At 57.3% G+C, this 15,758-nt stretch carries 11 protein-coding genes and 1 pseudogene; 10 read left to right on the top strand and 2 right to left on the bottom strand.

The features are described 5' to 3' along the window. Positions 1-295: 295 nt before the first annotated feature. On the top strand, positions 296-2,527 hold the full coding sequence (locus ACZ1G5_RS10195; RefSeq protein ID WP_472732730.1) for a calcium-binding protein: 2,232 nt from the start codon (positions 296-298) through the stop codon (positions 2,525-2,527). Between the two features lie 7 nt (positions 2,528-2,534). Here ACZ1G5_RS10195 and ACZ1G5_RS10190 read toward each other — a convergent pair whose 3' ends face one another. Together ACZ1G5_RS10190 and ACZ1G5_RS10185 are read right to left on the bottom strand one after the other, a co-directional pair. After that, entirely contained in the window at positions 2,535-3,647 is a 1,113-nt protein-coding gene (locus tag ACZ1G5_RS10190) for a polysaccharide biosynthesis/export family protein (RefSeq protein ID WP_472732729.1), read from the bottom strand. 104 nt (positions 3,648-3,751) lie between these two features. Further along, positions 3,752-3,928: a DUF1674 domain-containing protein gene (locus ACZ1G5_RS10185; RefSeq protein WP_472732728.1), complete on the bottom strand. Its 177-nt coding sequence runs from the start codon at positions 3,926-3,928 to the stop codon at positions 3,752-3,754. 72 nt (positions 3,929-4,000) lie between these two features. On the opposite strand from ACZ1G5_RS10185, the gene ACZ1G5_RS10180 reads away from it, so the two are divergent. The 9 genes and pseudogenes from ACZ1G5_RS10180 to ACZ1G5_RS10140 all read left to right on the top strand — a co-directional run bounded on the left by ACZ1G5_RS10180 (position 4,001) and on the right by ACZ1G5_RS10140 (position 15,755). After that, positions 4,001-5,275 carry an RsmB/NOP family class I SAM-dependent RNA methyltransferase gene (locus ACZ1G5_RS10180; protein ID WP_472732727.1) on the top strand — a complete coding sequence of 425 codons (1,275 nt, stop codon included), beginning with the start codon at positions 4,001-4,003 and terminating at the stop codon, positions 5,273-5,275. Positions 5,276-5,343: 68 nt separating this feature from the next. Further along, complete coding sequence (locus ACZ1G5_RS10175; protein WP_472732726.1) at positions 5,344-7,083, top strand: heparinase II/III family protein; 1,740 nt, start codon at positions 5,344-5,346, stop codon at positions 7,081-7,083. 17 nt (positions 7,084-7,100) lie between these two features. Further along, a complete protein-coding gene (purH, locus tag ACZ1G5_RS10170; protein ID WP_472732725.1) occupies positions 7,101-8,690 on the top strand; it encodes a bifunctional phosphoribosylaminoimidazolecarboxamide formyltransferase/IMP cyclohydrolase in 1,590 nt (529 codons plus the stop codon). Positions 8,691-8,700: 10 nt separating this feature from the next. Continuing rightward, on the top strand, positions 8,701-9,207 hold the full coding sequence (locus tag ACZ1G5_RS10165) for a signal peptidase II (RefSeq protein ID WP_472732724.1): 507 nt from the start codon (positions 8,701-8,703) through the stop codon (positions 9,205-9,207). A gap of 53 nt (positions 9,208-9,260) precedes the next feature. Continuing rightward, on the top strand, positions 9,261-9,911 hold the full coding sequence (locus tag ACZ1G5_RS10160) for a DUF3035 domain-containing protein (protein WP_472732723.1): 651 nt from the start codon (positions 9,261-9,263) through the stop codon (positions 9,909-9,911). Positions 9,912-9,994: 83 nt separating this feature from the next. Further along, positions 9,995-11,326, top strand: a complete 1,332-nt coding sequence (locus tag ACZ1G5_RS10155; protein ID WP_472732722.1) for a M16 family metallopeptidase — start codon at positions 9,995-9,997, stop codon at positions 11,324-11,326. Continuing rightward, entirely contained in the window at positions 11,326-12,636 is a 1,311-nt protein-coding gene (locus ACZ1G5_RS10150) for a M16 family metallopeptidase (RefSeq protein WP_472732721.1), read from the top strand. The genes ACZ1G5_RS10155 and ACZ1G5_RS10150 overlap by 1 nt, the downstream gene beginning before the upstream one ends. A gap of 73 nt (positions 12,637-12,709) precedes the next feature. Then, positions 12,710-14,521 carry a DNA mismatch repair endonuclease MutL gene (gene mutL / locus ACZ1G5_RS10145; protein ID WP_472732720.1) on the top strand — a complete coding sequence of 604 codons (1,812 nt, stop codon included), beginning with the start codon at positions 12,710-12,712 and terminating at the stop codon, positions 14,519-14,521. Further along, a pseudogene (locus ACZ1G5_RS10140) lies at positions 14,518-15,755 on the top strand (DNA recombination protein RmuC). Before mutL ends, ACZ1G5_RS10140 begins: the two are co-directional and overlap by 4 nt. Positions 15,756-15,758: the final 3 nt, after the last annotated feature.

The following is a 15,758-nucleotide window of genomic DNA, read 5'->3' as shown; positions in this document are numbered from 1 at the left end:
GAAGAAAATCGTTAACCGTCACCACTAGTACTTCCCCGCGATCTGGATATCTTAAGTGCTCCTTACGCTCTGTGCGTTTTGTCACAAAATTGAAAAAACTTGCGGAATTTTTCAAAAGTCCAGCCATCTTGAACTAACACGGTTGACGACTCGGAAACCTTAAACACCCCTCTTTTTTGAAAAAATTCCTGACCAAGCTCCATGCTTGTGCCCCAATTGGGTCACGGCCAGGCCAACCCCGAAGCTCATTCCCAAAAAGATAATTTGTCGACAATCGGTTCCGGGGGGACCTTACATGTCTTCTTTATCTTTTGCAGATTACGTCGCCGGTTCCGGCGACAGTGACTTTTCGCATATCACTGACCTCGAAATCATCGAGGTCAATGGCGTGGCGCAGCTTTATAGCAGCACGCGGTATGATGGGGTTCTCCGGCATTGGGGAATCGACAGTGGTATTCTGACCATTGAAGGGAACCTCGCGTTCTCGGGGAGCCTGATTGCTGGTGGCGTTGGCAGCGTGACCGAACTGACCTTTGGCGGAACACCCAACATTCTGATCGGCGGGGCGGACGGTGGCGCCCTACAGACCGTTTCGCTTGGTGCCGATGGAACATTTGGGTCGGTGGTTTCTCTCGCATCATTACCAACCGCCTTTGGCGGGTTCCAGCATACGTCAACCGTAGGTCTTGCGGATGGTGGACAGGCCGTCTTTGGTGCTTTGGCCGGACAATCCGGCTTGGCACGTCTGATCTTTGATGACGATGGCCTGCTTTTGGACCACGCGGTGTTGCAGGGTATTCTCCCGCAGACGACGGCACGGATCGCCGCGACAGCTACGATCACAATCCGTGGTCAGGACTTTGTTGTTTCGGCCAGCGGCCAATACAACGGGATCACATCCCATGCGATTGATAACGCAGGCGACGTCATTGCAGAGCAAAGTATCAGCGCTGATGATAGCCTCTGGATCAGCGCGCCAACGGCGTTGGAGATCGCAAATGTTGGCGAGAGTACATTTGCGGTTCTGGCCTCTGCCGGGACCAGCAGCCTAAGCGTGATTGAAATCGCGGCAGATGGCAGCATGATTGTGCGCGATCACATCCTCGATGAACGCGATACCCGGTTTGGTGGTGTCACGTCGCTTGAGGTCATCGCAGCCGCTGGCAAGACCTACGTCATCGCGGGCGGTGCAGACGATGGCATATCCGTCTTCGTCTTATTGGAAGGTGGCCTTTTGGTGCATCGGGCCACAATTGAAGACACCGATGATTTCGGATTGGACAATGTCAGCGCTTTGGCGGCGTTACAGCGCGCCGGTGGGCTTGATATTTTTGTGGCAAGTACCAGCGAAACTGGGATCACGCAACTGCGCTTTGAGACCGGGCCAGAGGGGGTCACACAGACCGCAACACCACAAGGCGGTCTGCTGAACGGCACCGCAGGTGACGATATCCTGCAAGGTTACGATGGCGATGACATGATCAATGGCGACCTTGGCAATGACATACTGCGCGATGGTATCGGAGGTGATTTCATGGCGGGTGGTGCTGGCGCAGATCTTTTCATCCTCTCGGCTGACGGCGAAGCGGATACGATTATGGATTTCACGCTTGGCGAAGACATGATCGATCTGTCGCTTTGGCCCTTGCTGCGCGACATCAGCCAACTGTTTATCACCATCCAAGATGACGGCATGCAAATCACTTACGGACAAGAAGTTCTGAATGTTCAAAGTGCCGATGGCAATCCCATCGACTATCGGCTTTTGACAACCGACGATCTGATTGGTGCGTCGCGCCTGCCCACCAGCATCACACCCGGCTATCCAGGTCCGCAGACACCCACACCGCCACTGAACGGACCGCCACAAGACCCACCGGCAGATCAGGGCGAGGCGAATAATATTCTGACCCCCTGGCAGATGATCAAAGCGGGCAACATTGACCAATTGCGTGATGCGATGAACGGCAATGGGTCGACGATATCAGGCGGCCTCGTCATTGATGGCGGTGCCGCCGCCGAGATTTTGGTCGGAGGTGACGGTTTCGACCTTATCCTCGCAGGTGGTGGGGCGGATCTGGTGCAAGGTCTGGGCGGTGATGATACGATCTTGGGGCGCGCTGGGGATGATATGCTATATGGCGGCGATGGTGCAGACACTCTCTTGGGTGGTGATGGTGCTGACACGATCAGCGGCGGCAATGGGCAGGACCGGATAAGCGGCGGTAATGGCGCCGATGTCATAGATGGCAGCGCCGGAGACGACGTTTTGTCAGGTGGCAGCGGTGCGGACACCTTCATTTTCAATAGTGGCGCTGACCTGATTGATGATTTCGAACAAGGCATTGATCAAATCACGCTTGATCCGAGCCTTTGGACCGGGCTGACGTCCGCCGCAGATGTCTTGTTCATTTACGGAACGATCGCAGATGGCCAAGCCACGATCGACTTTGGCGACGGGAACGTGCTGATCGTCAATGGCATCATTGATCCCGCGGCCTTCGCCGACGACATCAACCTGTTCTAAGGCTAGCTCAGTTCGCGTTCGCGGTGGCGATCAGGCTGTTGCCAAGGTTGAATAACGTGAGCGCGGGACCAAGCGCACTTTCGGTCCCATAGATCAGATCATCACCTTCCAGCATGAAATTGCCGGCAGAGAACAAGCCATCCGCAGATGTCAAATCAATGGTAAAAACGACGCGTTCCTTTGGCGGACCCGAGATACCGTCGGAAACCGCGCTGCTGTCATATTCACGTAAGATCAAGATGCCTTCTGGGTTTGCGCTCCCGGCGTTGACGCCGCCAATGAATGACATCGCTTCGAGAGCGGAAAACTCGATCTCTGGGAAATCGACAATTGATTGCGTGCCCGTCGCACCAAGGGTGATCAGCTTACGCGGGTCGTCTTCAACGTAAATACGGTCACCGCCACGCATGGCGATGTTGAAACGGGGTTCGCGCAGCAAACGCTCAAACGGAATGCCATAGGTTTTCCCGCCGCGCACCAAACGCACCTGCGGCGAATTGAACTCGGCACTGGGCCCACCCGCTTGTGAAAACAGATCGAGAATTTTGAAGTTGCGGTCCGGCAAGGGATAAAGCCCCGGCGCCGAGACGCCAGCGGCGAGGTTTGCTGTGTTTGACCGTCCCGGCTCGACCGTCAGTTGCACCTGTGCAGAGGGCACGGTGCGAATGAGTTCTTCTTCAATCCGTGCCCGCGCTGTTGTCGGCGACATTCCCGAAATGCGCAGATCCCCGATGTACGGGACGAATATCTTTCCGTCAGAGCTGACTGACGCAGGTTGCAGCGGCGTCACACCAGCAGAGCCAAAGATCGAATTCTCTTCGGCATCCCAAATCGTCAGCTGAACGGCGTCACCTGTAGCGATCAACAGCGACTCTGGTTGTTCCTGAGCGACAATCCAAGGCAACGTGGTGTCACCCGTAACAGGCCAACCCTGCAAAACCGGCAGCGTGTCGCGGTTCACTTCGTAAACGGCAAAGTCGTAAACAGGTTCTTCGCCTTCGGCTGCCGTGTTGGCATTGGATGCGGCCAGCACCTCTGATTGAAATCCAGCACCACGCGGCAGACCACAATTGGCGAGGGCGAAACACGCGATAACGGCAACACATCTTTGGACGAGCAAACCTGATTCCTTTCGAGCAGCACCCGCAACCTACACCGTGAAACGGCCAAGCAACAGCGTTGGCAAAGCAAAATCAGTGGATAACTTTAGGTGTCCTGTACCGATCAAAAATCGATTGCGAGGCCTTTCTTTTCCCAATCGCCATACCGCACAGGCTCTGGTCCATCACGACCGCCCAGCTCGGTTGGCAGGACTTTGCCCGTTGCGGCCTTGCGTCGTTCCTCTGCCTCCGCCAATGCACGTTGGGCGGCTGGCGGCAGATCTTTGGGCTGATCGGTCATGGGCGGCACCCTCCTTGTCGGCAACATAGGTTTGATATACGCCGCGCGCACACCGCTTCAAGTGAGATATCCATGAACCAAACAGGTTTGCCTGCCCGACGCACCGCCCATTATCTGCTGATGCAGATCACGGGCGAAGGCCGTTTGATGGCGGAACTGATCGCTGGTGGCGCATTGTCACGTCTGGAAACCGAGGATCGCGCCCGGGCACAGCGCCTTGCGACCGAAGCGTTGCGCGGGTTGGATCGCGCCGACCGGATGCTAAAGCCCTACCTTAAGAAAATGCCACCTGAACATGTTATGAATGCATTGCGTTTGGGGGTCATCGAGCTTTGTAGCGGCGAGGCCGCACATGGCGTGGTGAATGCCTATGTCGAAATCGTTGCCCGCAACAAAAGAACCCAAGCCATGAAGGGGCTAACGAACGCTGTACTGCGCAAGATCGCTGATGAGGGTCCGGCTGGCTGGACAAAACGCGCCATACCTCTGACCCCGGGATGGTTGCGTCAGCCGTTGGTCGCGGCATGGGGGCGTGATGCGGCGACAGCGATGGAAGCCGCACATTTCGCAGGCGCGCCGTTGGATTTATCCGTGAAGGGTGATGCGACCGCAATCGCCGACACGCTCGGCGGGTACGTTTTACCAACCGGTTCGGTGCGACTGGGCAATGTTGGCCAGGTTTCCGCTTTACCGGGCTACGCCAATGGCGACTGGTGGGTGCAAGATGCCGCTGCTGCGATCCCTGTGAAATTGCTGGGCGATGTCAAAGGCCTCAGGGTTCTTGATTTATGCGCGGCACCCGGTGGCAAAGCAATGCAGCTTGCCGCATCTGGCGCTGAGGTCACCGCCGTCGACATTTCTGAAAAACGTATGGAGCGGGTCAGCGAAAACCTGACCCGCGTGGGCCTGAAAGCACGATGCGTCGCACAAGACGCCTTTGCATTCACCAAAGGCGGGTTCGATGCTGTCTTACTGGACGCCCCTTGCTCTGCAACAGGAACCATCCGACGGCACCCGGATTTGCCATATGCAAAGGATGGGTCCGAATTTGGTGCTTTGATCGCACAGCAGGAAACGATGATTGACCATGCTCTGTCACTCTTGAACCCCGGCGGACGGCTGGTGTTTTGCACATGCTCGCTGTTGCCAGATGAAGGTGAGGTTCAGGCGGAAGAGGCGCTGCTGCGTCACTCGGGGCTGACAACCGACAAAGAAGCACTGAATAGGCCCGGAATTGACCCCACCTGGGTGACGTCAGAGGGCGGCTTGCGCCTGCGACCAGATTACTGGGCTGATCGGGGCGGCATGGACGGATTCTATATGGCGGTTTTCAGAAAGCCCGCGTGACTTGAGGTCATCCTTTTTCTATGGTCCGGGAAAGACATCCCAAACCGTGCAAATCGAGGCTGCAGGAATTGTCACGCACGACCACATGGCAACAGCGACGATTGCGGCTCATGCACAGGTTTCATGCGCGCCGCGCCGCGCGTACCAAAGTAACAACAGCCTTTGTCAGAGCGCCCGAACCGCGGACAATTGGCATTGTTGAACGGGGTCAGCAACTCACCACGGGAACCTTCCTGTTTTCAGGCTTGCTGATCGAGGACAAGGAGCGGTCGATATGGGACATCGCACAGAACCACCGCGCGGTCGCTGATGAAATCCACGGCTGCGCGTGGTTGGATGATCTTGCTGCTTTGGGTGACGAGGGTGCACGCAATTGCGCGCAGACATGGGTCTTTGAATGGATTGACCGTTACGGCACTGGCCGTAGCGACGGATGGACCCCCGGTGTCACCGGGCGGCGTCTGATCCGTTGGATCAATCACGGGATGTTCCTGCTGCGCGGGCAGGATAAAAACACCGCGTATTATTTTCACCAAAGTCTCGCGCGGCAGGTTCTTTTCCTATCGCGAAGGTGGCAGGTCACCACACCGGGCATTCGGCGGTTCGAAGCGCTGGCTGGCACCATCTATGCAGGCGTATCGCTCAAGGACATGGCCGCGTATATTCCTCCGGCGCTTGCCGCTTTGGCACAGGATTGCCAGACCGAAATTAATCCAAGTGGTGCAATCGTTTCGCGCAATCCCCAAGAACTGTTGGAAATCCTGAGTTTACTAAACTGGACCGTGAAATCTTTAGAAGATGCAGACCGCCCAGTGCGACAAGAGCTTCGGGACGCCATTCAGCGCATCGTACCCACGCTGCGCGCCTTGCGTCATGCGGACGGCGGGCTTGCGCGCTTTCACGGGGGAGGGCGCGGTATTGATGGGCGACTGGAGGCAGCATTTGCCGCATCGGGTGTGAAAAACATCCCCGGAACCGGTCGGCATATGGGGTTTGCGCGACTGGCGGCTGGTCGGTCTACATTGATCGTTGACGCCGCAGCCCCACCAACGGGCTTTGCGTCCGCCGATGCCCATGCCAGCACGCTGGGTTTTGAACTGACCTCTGGACGCCGGCCATTGATCGTGAATTGCGGGTCCGGCGCACGCTTTGGCGAAGACTGGCGACGTGCCAGCCGTGCCACGCCCAGCCATTCCACCATGATGATCGAGGGGGTGTCGTCGTCTCATCTTGCGCCACCCAAACGGACGCTTGGCAAAACAGAGCTGCTGACCGACGTCCCAACCCAAGTGCAATGCAATCTGAACGCGACCAGTACCGGTCGGGAAATTGAGCTTTCGCATAACGGCTACCAACCCTCACACGGCTTGACCCATGCGCGCATGCTGTTGCTGTCGGTTGATGGTCGGACGCTGGAAGGCGAAGACCTTTTGACGACATTGGATTCGGAGGATGAAGCGACCTGCGCCAAAGCGCTCGCCATCGCCGGTATCCCTTATGTCGTGCGCTTTCATCTGCATTCCGATGTCGCAGCCGAGATGACCACAGATGCAACCGCGGTTGTCCTGACACTAAAGTCTGGCGAAGTTTGGGTGTTTCAACACGACGGCACAGCCAATCTGAGCCTTGCCCCATCAGTTTATTTGCAAAATGGGCAGTTAAAGCCTGTTCCCACGCAACAGGTGGTTTTATCCGGGCGCGCAATAGCCTATGCGACGCGTGTCCGCTGGTCGCTGGCCAAATCGAGCGACACGCCCACTGCCGTGCGTGATCTCAAGCAAGCCGACCCGTTGGACACCGTTGAATAGCCTTCTGGGGACCAATGATGACCGACCTTTCACCACTGCGCCGCGCGCTGCTTTCCGTATCTGACAAAACCGGGCTGATTGACCTTGGTCGCGCGCTGGCTGCACGGGGCGTAGAATTGCTGTCGACCGGCGGATCCGCCAAGGCCCTGCGCGACGCGGGACTTGACGTGCGCGACGTCGCCGATGTCACCGGGTTTCCAGAGATGATGGATGGCCGGGTAAAGACCCTGCACCCCGTCGTGCATGGGGGGCTGCTGGCCCGCCGCGATCTGGAAGCACACAGGGACGCGATGGTTGAGCATAACATCGGACCCATCGATCTGCTGGTCGTGAACCTCTATCCCTTTGAAGAGACCGTCGCCAAAGGCGCCGACTTTGATACCTGCATTGAGAATATCGATATCGGCGGTCCTGCGATGATACGTTCGGCTGCCAAAAACCACGCTTTCGTCAATGTCGTGACAGATGTTGAGGACTACGAAGCGCTCCTGGCAGAGCTGGATGCACATGACGGGCAGACAACACTCGCCTTGCGCCAGCGCCTTGCACAAACCGCCTATGCGCGTACCGCGGCCTACGATACGGCTGTCAGCAATTGGATGGCCGGTGCCATTGGCGCACAGACGCCGCGCCGCAGATCCTTTACCGGCACCTACAAGCAAACCATGCGCTATGGCGAAAACAGCCATCAGTCGGCAGCGTTCTATACCGACGGCACAGAGCGCCCCGGCGTGGCGACGGCTGTTGTCCATCAAGGCAAAGAACTATCCTACAACAACATCAACGACACCGATGCTGCCTTTGAACTGGTCGCGGAATTTGATCCGGCCGACGGCCCTGCTGTTGCCATCATCAAACACGCCAACCCTTGCGGTGTCGCGCGCGGTGCCACATTGCATGAGGCCTATCAGAATGCATTCGATTGTGACCGCACGAGTGCGTTTGGCGGTATCGTTGCCCTGAACCAGCCACTGGACGAGGACACCGCAAAAGCGATTGTCGAGATTTTCACCGAGGTTGTTATCGCCCCCGGCGCATCAGATGCGGCAAAGGCCGTGTTTGCCGCCAAAAAGAACCTGCGTTTGCTGACCACCGAGGGCCTGCCGGATGTAAAAGCGCCGATCACCACCTATCGTCAAGTCGCCGGTGGGATGCTGGTGCAGGACAAAGATACCGGGTTTGTGGGCATGGATGACCTGAAAGTCGTGACCAAGCTTGCACCAACCGACGACCAGATGTCTGATCTGTTGTTCGCTTGGAAAGTCGCCAAGCACGTCAAATCCAACGCGATTGTTTACGTCAAAGACAAAGCGACCGTTGGCGTCGGTGCAGGCCAGATGTCGCGCCTCGACAGCGCGCTAATCGCCGCCAAGAAGGCAGAGCGCATGGCGGAGGCGATGGGGTTGTCTGAACCGCTGACCAAAGGATCCGCAGTGGCATCCGACGCGTTCTTTCCATTCGCTGACGGATTGATGGAGGCCGCGGCTGCCGGGGCGACATGCGTCATTCAACCGGGCGGGTCCATGCGTGATGACGAAGTGATTGCGGCGGCTGACGAAGCCGGGATCGCAATGGTCTTTACTGGCATGCGCCATTTCCGGCACTAGGAGACTTGCGATGCGGTTGATGTTCTTTACGGCACTTTGGATTTTTCTGCTTGATCAGGTGATCAAGTTTCACGTGCTGTTCAACGTCTTCGGCATGACATGGGCACAGGTCACTGTGCCCTCGGATCAATTGCCATCCGCGCAACCGGTCGAGGTGTACCCCCCGTTTCTTGTGTTGCGCATGGCATGGAACCGCGGCGTCAATTTCGGCTGGTTTGCTGACTACGACATGCGCTGGGTTCTGATCGTGCTGGCCTTCGTGATTACGGCCGCCGTCATTTGGTGGCTGAAACGGACAGGCGGGACCAAATGGGTCTATCTGTGCGGTGGGCTGCTCATCGGTGGGGCGATGGGCAACGTTATCGATCGTTTCTTTTACGGTGCCGTTGCTGATTTCCTGAATATGTCGTGCTGCGGCATCAACAATCCTTACGCATTCAACGTTGCCGACATTTGCATTTTTGCGGGCGCAATCGGGCTGGCCTTTCTTGCAGAAGACGACAAGAAAGCAGCGTGACGTTATCGCAACCTTAGGCTAAACACTTCCTACAGACCCTGAGGGATTTCTTCATGCGTGCGCTTTCATTTTCTGTTTTGGCCCTGATCGTAGTGACGGCCTGTGGCAACACCGACCGGCCTTTGCGTGATCTGCGATCATCTGGCGGTGGCCCCGATGAGTTTGCAGTCATTCCATTCCAACCGTTGGACATCCCTGAAACACGCGCATTGCCGAATCCGACACCGGGCGGTGCGAACCGCACTGATCCAACACCGAATGCCGATGCAATCCGTGCGCTCGGTGGATCACCCGGCGCACAGGTTGCAGGTGGCATCCCCGCTGGCGATGCGGCACTGGTAGCACATTCTGGTCGAAACGGCGTTGACCCGGCGATCCGAAGCACGCTGTCAGCAGAAGACGAAGCGAAGCTTGAGCGCGCGCGCCGGACCAATTTTTTCAACCCATTGGGGCGTGACCGCTATTTCCCGGCCTACCGCCGCGAGGCATTGGATGCATCCGCAGAGCTTGAACGCCTGCAAGCGGCAGGTGTGGATGTGCCAACGGTGCCGGTTGCGGTGGTTGAAGAACGTGAACGCCGCGGCACAGAGGGCTTTTTGCGTCGCTTTGGGATCAGGGACGACTGCGTGTTCACAACAGTCGGCGCGACGAATGGACTGTTCCGCCGCGTCTGTTCGGACGACGAAGAAGCGCCGGAACAATAACCACATCTCACATCCGCGTATGGTCACTTGATCCGCGCGCCAAGCGGCGTAGGTATCTTGGCAACAACCAACGAAGGGTGCCCATGACACGATTGTTCGCCGCGATGGCCATGATGATGACGGCATTTGCCGCACAGGCCGCAGATGTCACGACCTATACGCTCGACAACGGGATGGAGGTCGTTGTTATTGAAGACAACCGCGCTCCGGTTGTCGTTCATATGCTGTGGTACAAAGTCGGGTCTGCGGATGAACCTGTAGGGGCTTCAGGTGTCGCCCATTTCCTTGAGCATCTGCTGTTCAAAGCAACCGATGTTTTGGAGTCTGGCGAGTTCTCCGCAACGGTCGCCGCCAACGGCGGCAGCGACAACGCCTTTACCAGCTATGATTATACAGCCTACTTTCAACGTGTTGCCTCTGACCGGCTAGAGCTGATGATGCAGATGGAAAGCAACCGCATGAATAATCTGCGGATCACCGAAGCGGACATCGAAACAGAGCGTCAGGTGATTTTGGAAGAGCGCAATCAGCGCACGGAAAACAGCCCCAATGCGCTGGCCCGCGAACAATTCCGCGCAGCATTGTTTCAAAACCACCGCTACGGCGTGCCCATCATCGGCTGGAAGCACGAGATGGAGCAACTTGATCTACAAGACGCGCTCGACTTTTATGATCTCTATTATTCACCCAATAACGCCATCCTTGTCGTTGCAGGTGATGTGAAACCTGATGAGGTCTTGGCGCTGGCGGAAACCTACTACGGCGTTATTCCGGCAGAAGACCAACTGCCCGTCCGCGAGCGTCCAGAAGAACCGCCACAACGGGCCGAGCGTCGGATTACTTACGTTGATCAACGCGTCAGCCAACCCTACCTCGTCCGTTCATACCTCGCACCCGAACGCGACCCAGGGGCACAAACGGAGGCCGCAGCGCTTGTTTATCTGGCCGAGTTGTTGGGTGGGTCGCCTTTCACCTCTGCATTGGGCCAGGCGTTACAATTCGACAGCCAGATCGCTGTGTATACCAATGCCTCCTACAGCGGGTCATGGTTGGATGATGCGACATTCTCTTTTGCCGTTGTTCCGTCAGAGGGCGTCAGCCTTTCAGAAGCGGAAACCGCGATGGACGAGGTGATCGGCGCATTCATGGAGGGTGAAATTGACCCGGAGCGTCTGGACAGCATCCGCACGCAACTACGCGCGTCCGAGATATATGCGCTGGATGACACGCAAGGCTTGGCCCGACGCTACGGCGCCGCTTTGACGCAAAGCCTGACGATTGCCGACGTGCAGGAATGGCCCGAAGTCCTGCAAAATGTCACCGCAAATGACATCAAAGCCGTTGCTGAAAAAGTCTTTAACCGGGACCAGTCTGTGACCGGCTGGGTTGTCGCCAACCAAGAGGAGGCACGCTAATGTTTCGCCTATGCATCGCCCTTTGCCTCGCTGTCTTTGCCACTACTGCAAACGCAGAAATTGACATTAAGCAAGTCACATCGCCCGGTGGCATCAACGCTTGGGTTGTTGAAGAACCATCCATCCCCTTTGTCGCACTCGAAATCCGCTTTCGGGGTGGCGCGTCGCTTGATTTGCCCGAAAAACGTGGTGCCACAAACCTGATGACCGGTTTGTTGGAAGAGGGTTCCGGCGACATGTCGGCGCAGGAATTCCAGACAGAGCTTGAAAACCTCGCCGCCAGTTTCAGCTTTCGGGCGAGCGATGATACCTTGTCGATCTCGGCCCGATTTTTGACGGAGAACAAGGAAGAAGCGATCGCCTTGTTGCGCCAGGCCCTTGTTGATCCGCGGTTTGACCAGGCCGCACTGGACCGCGTTCGCGCGCAAGTCATCTCGGGGATCGCAAGTGACGCAAAGGATCCCAATTCCATCGCAGGTGCTGCATTTGATACGGCTGCCTTCGGAGATCACCCCTATGGTTCCGCCATTGATGGCACCGTCGAAAGCGTCAGTGTACTGACCCAGCAAGATATGTTTGACGCACATCGCAACGCGCTGACCCGTGACCGCCTCTTTGTGTCGGCTGTCGGTGATACAACCGCGGAAACGATTGGCACCCTGTTGGATGATTTGCTGGGCGATTTGCCCGCGGAGGGACCGGCATTGCCTGATGACGTCGACTTTGGCTTGGCAGGCGGTGTGACTGTCATCGACTACGACACACCGCAGTCTGTCGCCTTGTTCGGCCATAAGGGACTGAAACGGGAAGACGACGATTTTTTTGCGGCCTTCATCCTGAACCATGTGTTGGGTGCAGGCGGCTTTGAATCTCGGTTAATGACAGAAGTGCGCGAAAAACGCGGACTGACCTACGGCATCAGGTCCTTTCTTGTGCCAAAGTTCCATGCTGAGATGATGTTGGGATCCGTCGCCTCCTCCAATGGGACAATTGCAGAGGCGATTGAAGTCACCCGTAACGAATGGGCCCGCATGGCCGAGAGCGGACTGACGGCGGAGGAACTTGAGGTAGCCAAGACATATTTGACTGGTGAATACCCACTGCGCTTTGACGGCAACGCCGAGATCGCCAAGATCATGGTGGGGATGCAGATGATCGGTTTGTCACCAAACTATGTTGTGAACCGCAACGCATTTGTGAACGAAGTCACGCTTGAGGATGTGAACCGGGTGGCCGCTGAGTTGCTACAGCCGGATGATCTGCACTTTGTCGTCGTGGGCAAACCCGAAGGGCTGGAAAGCACGCAATAGGCCGCACGCAGGCAGACCAAAGGCCGGTTTTCCCCCTCGCAGAATCGACGCAAGCCATGCTACAACTTGTGGCATGGTTATCGCAGACCCCCAAATACAGCCCCGCCCGGTGATCCGGCAGCTGGACGATGCCGCAATCAACCGGATTGCAGCGGGTGAGGTGCTGGAACGCCCTGCCTCTGCGGTGAAAGAACTGGTTGAAAACAGTATTGATGCGGGTGCATCCCGGATTGAAGTCGTGATTGCCGATGGTGGCAAGACACTGATCCGGGTGACGGATGATGGCTGCGGAATGTTACCAGCGGACTTGCCGATGGCGATGTCGCGGCATGCAACCTCAAAGATTGATGGCTCGGACCTGCTGAACATTCGCTCCTTCGGCTTTCGGGGTGAAGCCCTACCATCGCTGGGGGCGACGGGTCGTTTGACAATCACATCCCGCGCCCGCGGTGCAGATGCGGCGATGATTGCAGTTGCGGGTGGGCAAGCAGACGGCGTGAAACCCGCAGCACTATCGGCAGGTACAGTGATCGAGTTGCGCGACATGTTTTATGCGACACCGGCACGGCTGAAGTTCCTACGCACCGACCGCGCCGAAGCGCAAGCGGTCAGCGATGTTGTCAAGCGACTGGCAATGGCCGAACCGTTCGTGACATTTATCCTGCGCGATACCTCCAAAGGGGAAAACCGCACAGTGTTTCGCGCTGATGCGGAAACCGGTGATCTGTTTGACGCACTGCATGGGCGGCTGCGGACGGTGTTGGGTAAGGATTTTGCTGAAAACGCGTTGCGCATTGATACCGAACGCGAAGGCTTTCACCTGACAGGCTATGCCGCCTTGCCGACCTATTCGCGCGGCGCTGCGGTGGCACAATATCTTTTCGTGAATGGGCGTCCAGTACGGGACAAGATGCTGCTCGGCGCATTGCGCGCGGCGTATATGGATGTGCTGTCACGCGACCGGCACCCTGTGGCGGCACTGTTTGTCGACTGTGATCCCACGTTGGTGGATGTAAACGTGCATCCCGCCAAGTCGGAAGTTCGGTTTCGCGATCCCGGGACGGTGCGCGGGTTGATCGTCTCCGGTCTGCGGCACGCATTGGCGGACGCCGGGCACCGCGCGTCAACAACTGTGGCCAACGCCACGTTGGGAGCGATCACACCGGAACCAACCACCCCTCGCCTCTACCAAATGGACCGCCCGAGTTTCAGCGCACGTTCCATGACATTTCAGGCACAGGCGCCCGGCTTTGGTGAAACACCCTCGGCCCGCATTGAACCGGTTGTCCCGGATGAACCAGACGACCTACCATTGGGTGCCGCCCGCGCGCAGGTGCATGAAAACTACATCATCGCGCAGACAGAAGCCGGGATCGTGATTGTCGACCAGCACGCCGCGCATGAAAGGTTAGTTTACGAAAAACTCAAGGCGCAGATGGCAGAGAACGGGGTTGCCGCGCAGGCCTTGCTGATCCCTGAGATTATTGAACTGTCTGACAATGAAGCAGCGCAGCTGCTTGATATCGCAGATGATCTGTCGCGCTTGGGGCTCACGATTGAACCTTTCGGCGGCGGAGCGGTTGCCGTGCGCGAAACGCCCGCGATCTTGGGCGAAGTCAACGCCACTGCCATGATCCGCGATATTTTGGACGAATTGGCGGACCAAGGCGATAGCGCGTCGGTGCAAGCGCGGATCGAAGCGATCCTCAGCCGCGTGGCCTGTCATGGGTCGATCCGCTCGGGTCGCCGGATGCAGGGCGACGAAATGAACGCCCTCTTGCGCGAAATGGAAGCGACGCCACTGTCGGGCCAATGCAACCACGGGCGGCCCACCTACGTCGAACTCAAACTGGCCGATATTGAACGGCTTTTTGGCCGCACATGATCCAGATTGGCGAAACCGTTTACGATCTGAGCGATCCATTTGTTTTGGGGGTCATCAGTGCAATCATCATCACGCTGCTGTTTCTGATCTTGCTGGTGATGACGGTGCGCCGCGCTGGCAAATCTGCGGAGGCCGTTCAAATGGTGGCGACGCAGGTTGGGCGGTTATCGCAAGACATGCAGTCACTGGGCCAAGGCCAACATCAACTCGCGGGCAACATCCAGATCGTCAGCGACGCGCAGGCAAACGCGCAAGTGCATGTAGTCCAGACGATGGAAGCCCGACTGGCCGAGGTGCAGGCCCAAATGGCCGAACGGTTGGCCGATAACGCGATCAAATCGGCACGGTCCTTGGCGGAAATGCAAGAGCGCATGAAAGACACGCTGTCCGGCTCATCCGAAAAAACAACCAAAAGTCTGACTGAGTTGCAGGAACGGCTCGCGACCATCGACAAGGCGCAGACGAATATCGAAAAACTGTCCGGTGATGTTCTGTCCTTGCAGGATATCCTGTCCAACAAGCAACGGCGGGGCATGTTTGGCGAAATCCAGCTAAACGATATCGTCTCCAAAGCCCTGCCAACCGACAGCTATGCGCTGCAATATACGCTGTCGAACGGTAAGCGTGCCGATTGTCTGGTCCATTTGCCCAACCCCCCGGGCCTATCGTGATCGACGCCAAATTTCCTTTTGAGGCCTATGAGGCCTATGCCGCCGCCGACACGCCTGAACTGCAAAAGATTGCCCTGCGCGACCTTGGCAACAACGTCCGCAAACACATCAAAGACATTTCAGAGAAATACATCATCGAAGGCGAAACCGCCGACGGTGCAATCATGTTCCTGCCGTCCGAGGCGGTCTATGCGGAACTGCATGCGCGTCTGCCTGATGTGGTACGCGCTGGCTTTGACGCACGCGTCTGGATCGTATCGCCCACCACCTGCATGGCCACGCTGAACACCATGCGTGCAATCCTGAAAGACGCGCGGATGCGGGAACAGACGGGTGAAATCCGCAAAGCGCTGCGCATGCTGCACCGCGATGTCGAGATTATCGGCGAAAAGGCCGGCAAGCTGGAAACACATCTGCGGCAGGCGGGTGAAGATGTATCAGGCGTGCTGACGGCGGCAACGCGCGCGGGCAAACGGGCAGACCGGTTGGATAACTTTGATTTTGAAGAACTGGCGCCGGAGCCGGAACAGAATGTTGTGCCGCTCGCATCGCCAAAGAGCTGAAGT

The sequence above is a fragment of the Yoonia sp. JB2-21 genome, from assembly GCF_055693545.1.
This window is presented reverse-complemented; position numbering and strand designations above follow the sequence as displayed.

Bases quoted from the DNA above. Each gene is read 5' to 3' on its own strand.
- ACZ1G5_RS10195 (WP_472732730.1), top strand. From the start codon at position 296: ATGTCTTCTTTATCTTTTGCAGATTACGTCGCCGGTTCCGGCGACAGT.
- ACZ1G5_RS10185 (WP_472732728.1), bottom strand. From the start codon at position 3,928: ATGACCGATCAGCCCAAAGATCTGCCGCCAGCCGCCCAACGTGCATTG.
- ACZ1G5_RS10180 (WP_472732727.1), top strand. From the start codon at position 4,001: ATGAACCAAACAGGTTTGCCTGCCCGACGCACCGCCCATTATCTGCTG.
- purH (WP_472732725.1), top strand. From the start codon at position 7,101: ATGACCGACCTTTCACCACTGCGCCGCGCGCTGCTTTCCGTATCTGAC.
- ACZ1G5_RS10165 (WP_472732724.1), top strand. From the start codon at position 8,701: ATGCGGTTGATGTTCTTTACGGCACTTTGGATTTTTCTGCTTGATCAG.
- ACZ1G5_RS10160 (WP_472732723.1), top strand. From the start codon at position 9,261: ATGCGTGCGCTTTCATTTTCTGTTTTGGCCCTGATCGTAGTGACGGCC.
- ACZ1G5_RS10155 (WP_472732722.1), top strand. From the start codon at position 9,995: ATGACACGATTGTTCGCCGCGATGGCCATGATGATGACGGCATTTGCC.
- ACZ1G5_RS10150 (WP_472732721.1), top strand. From the start codon at position 11,326: ATGTTTCGCCTATGCATCGCCCTTTGCCTCGCTGTCTTTGCCACTACT.
- mutL (WP_472732720.1), top strand. From the start codon at position 12,710: ATGGTTATCGCAGACCCCCAAATACAGCCCCGCCCGGTGATCCGGCAG.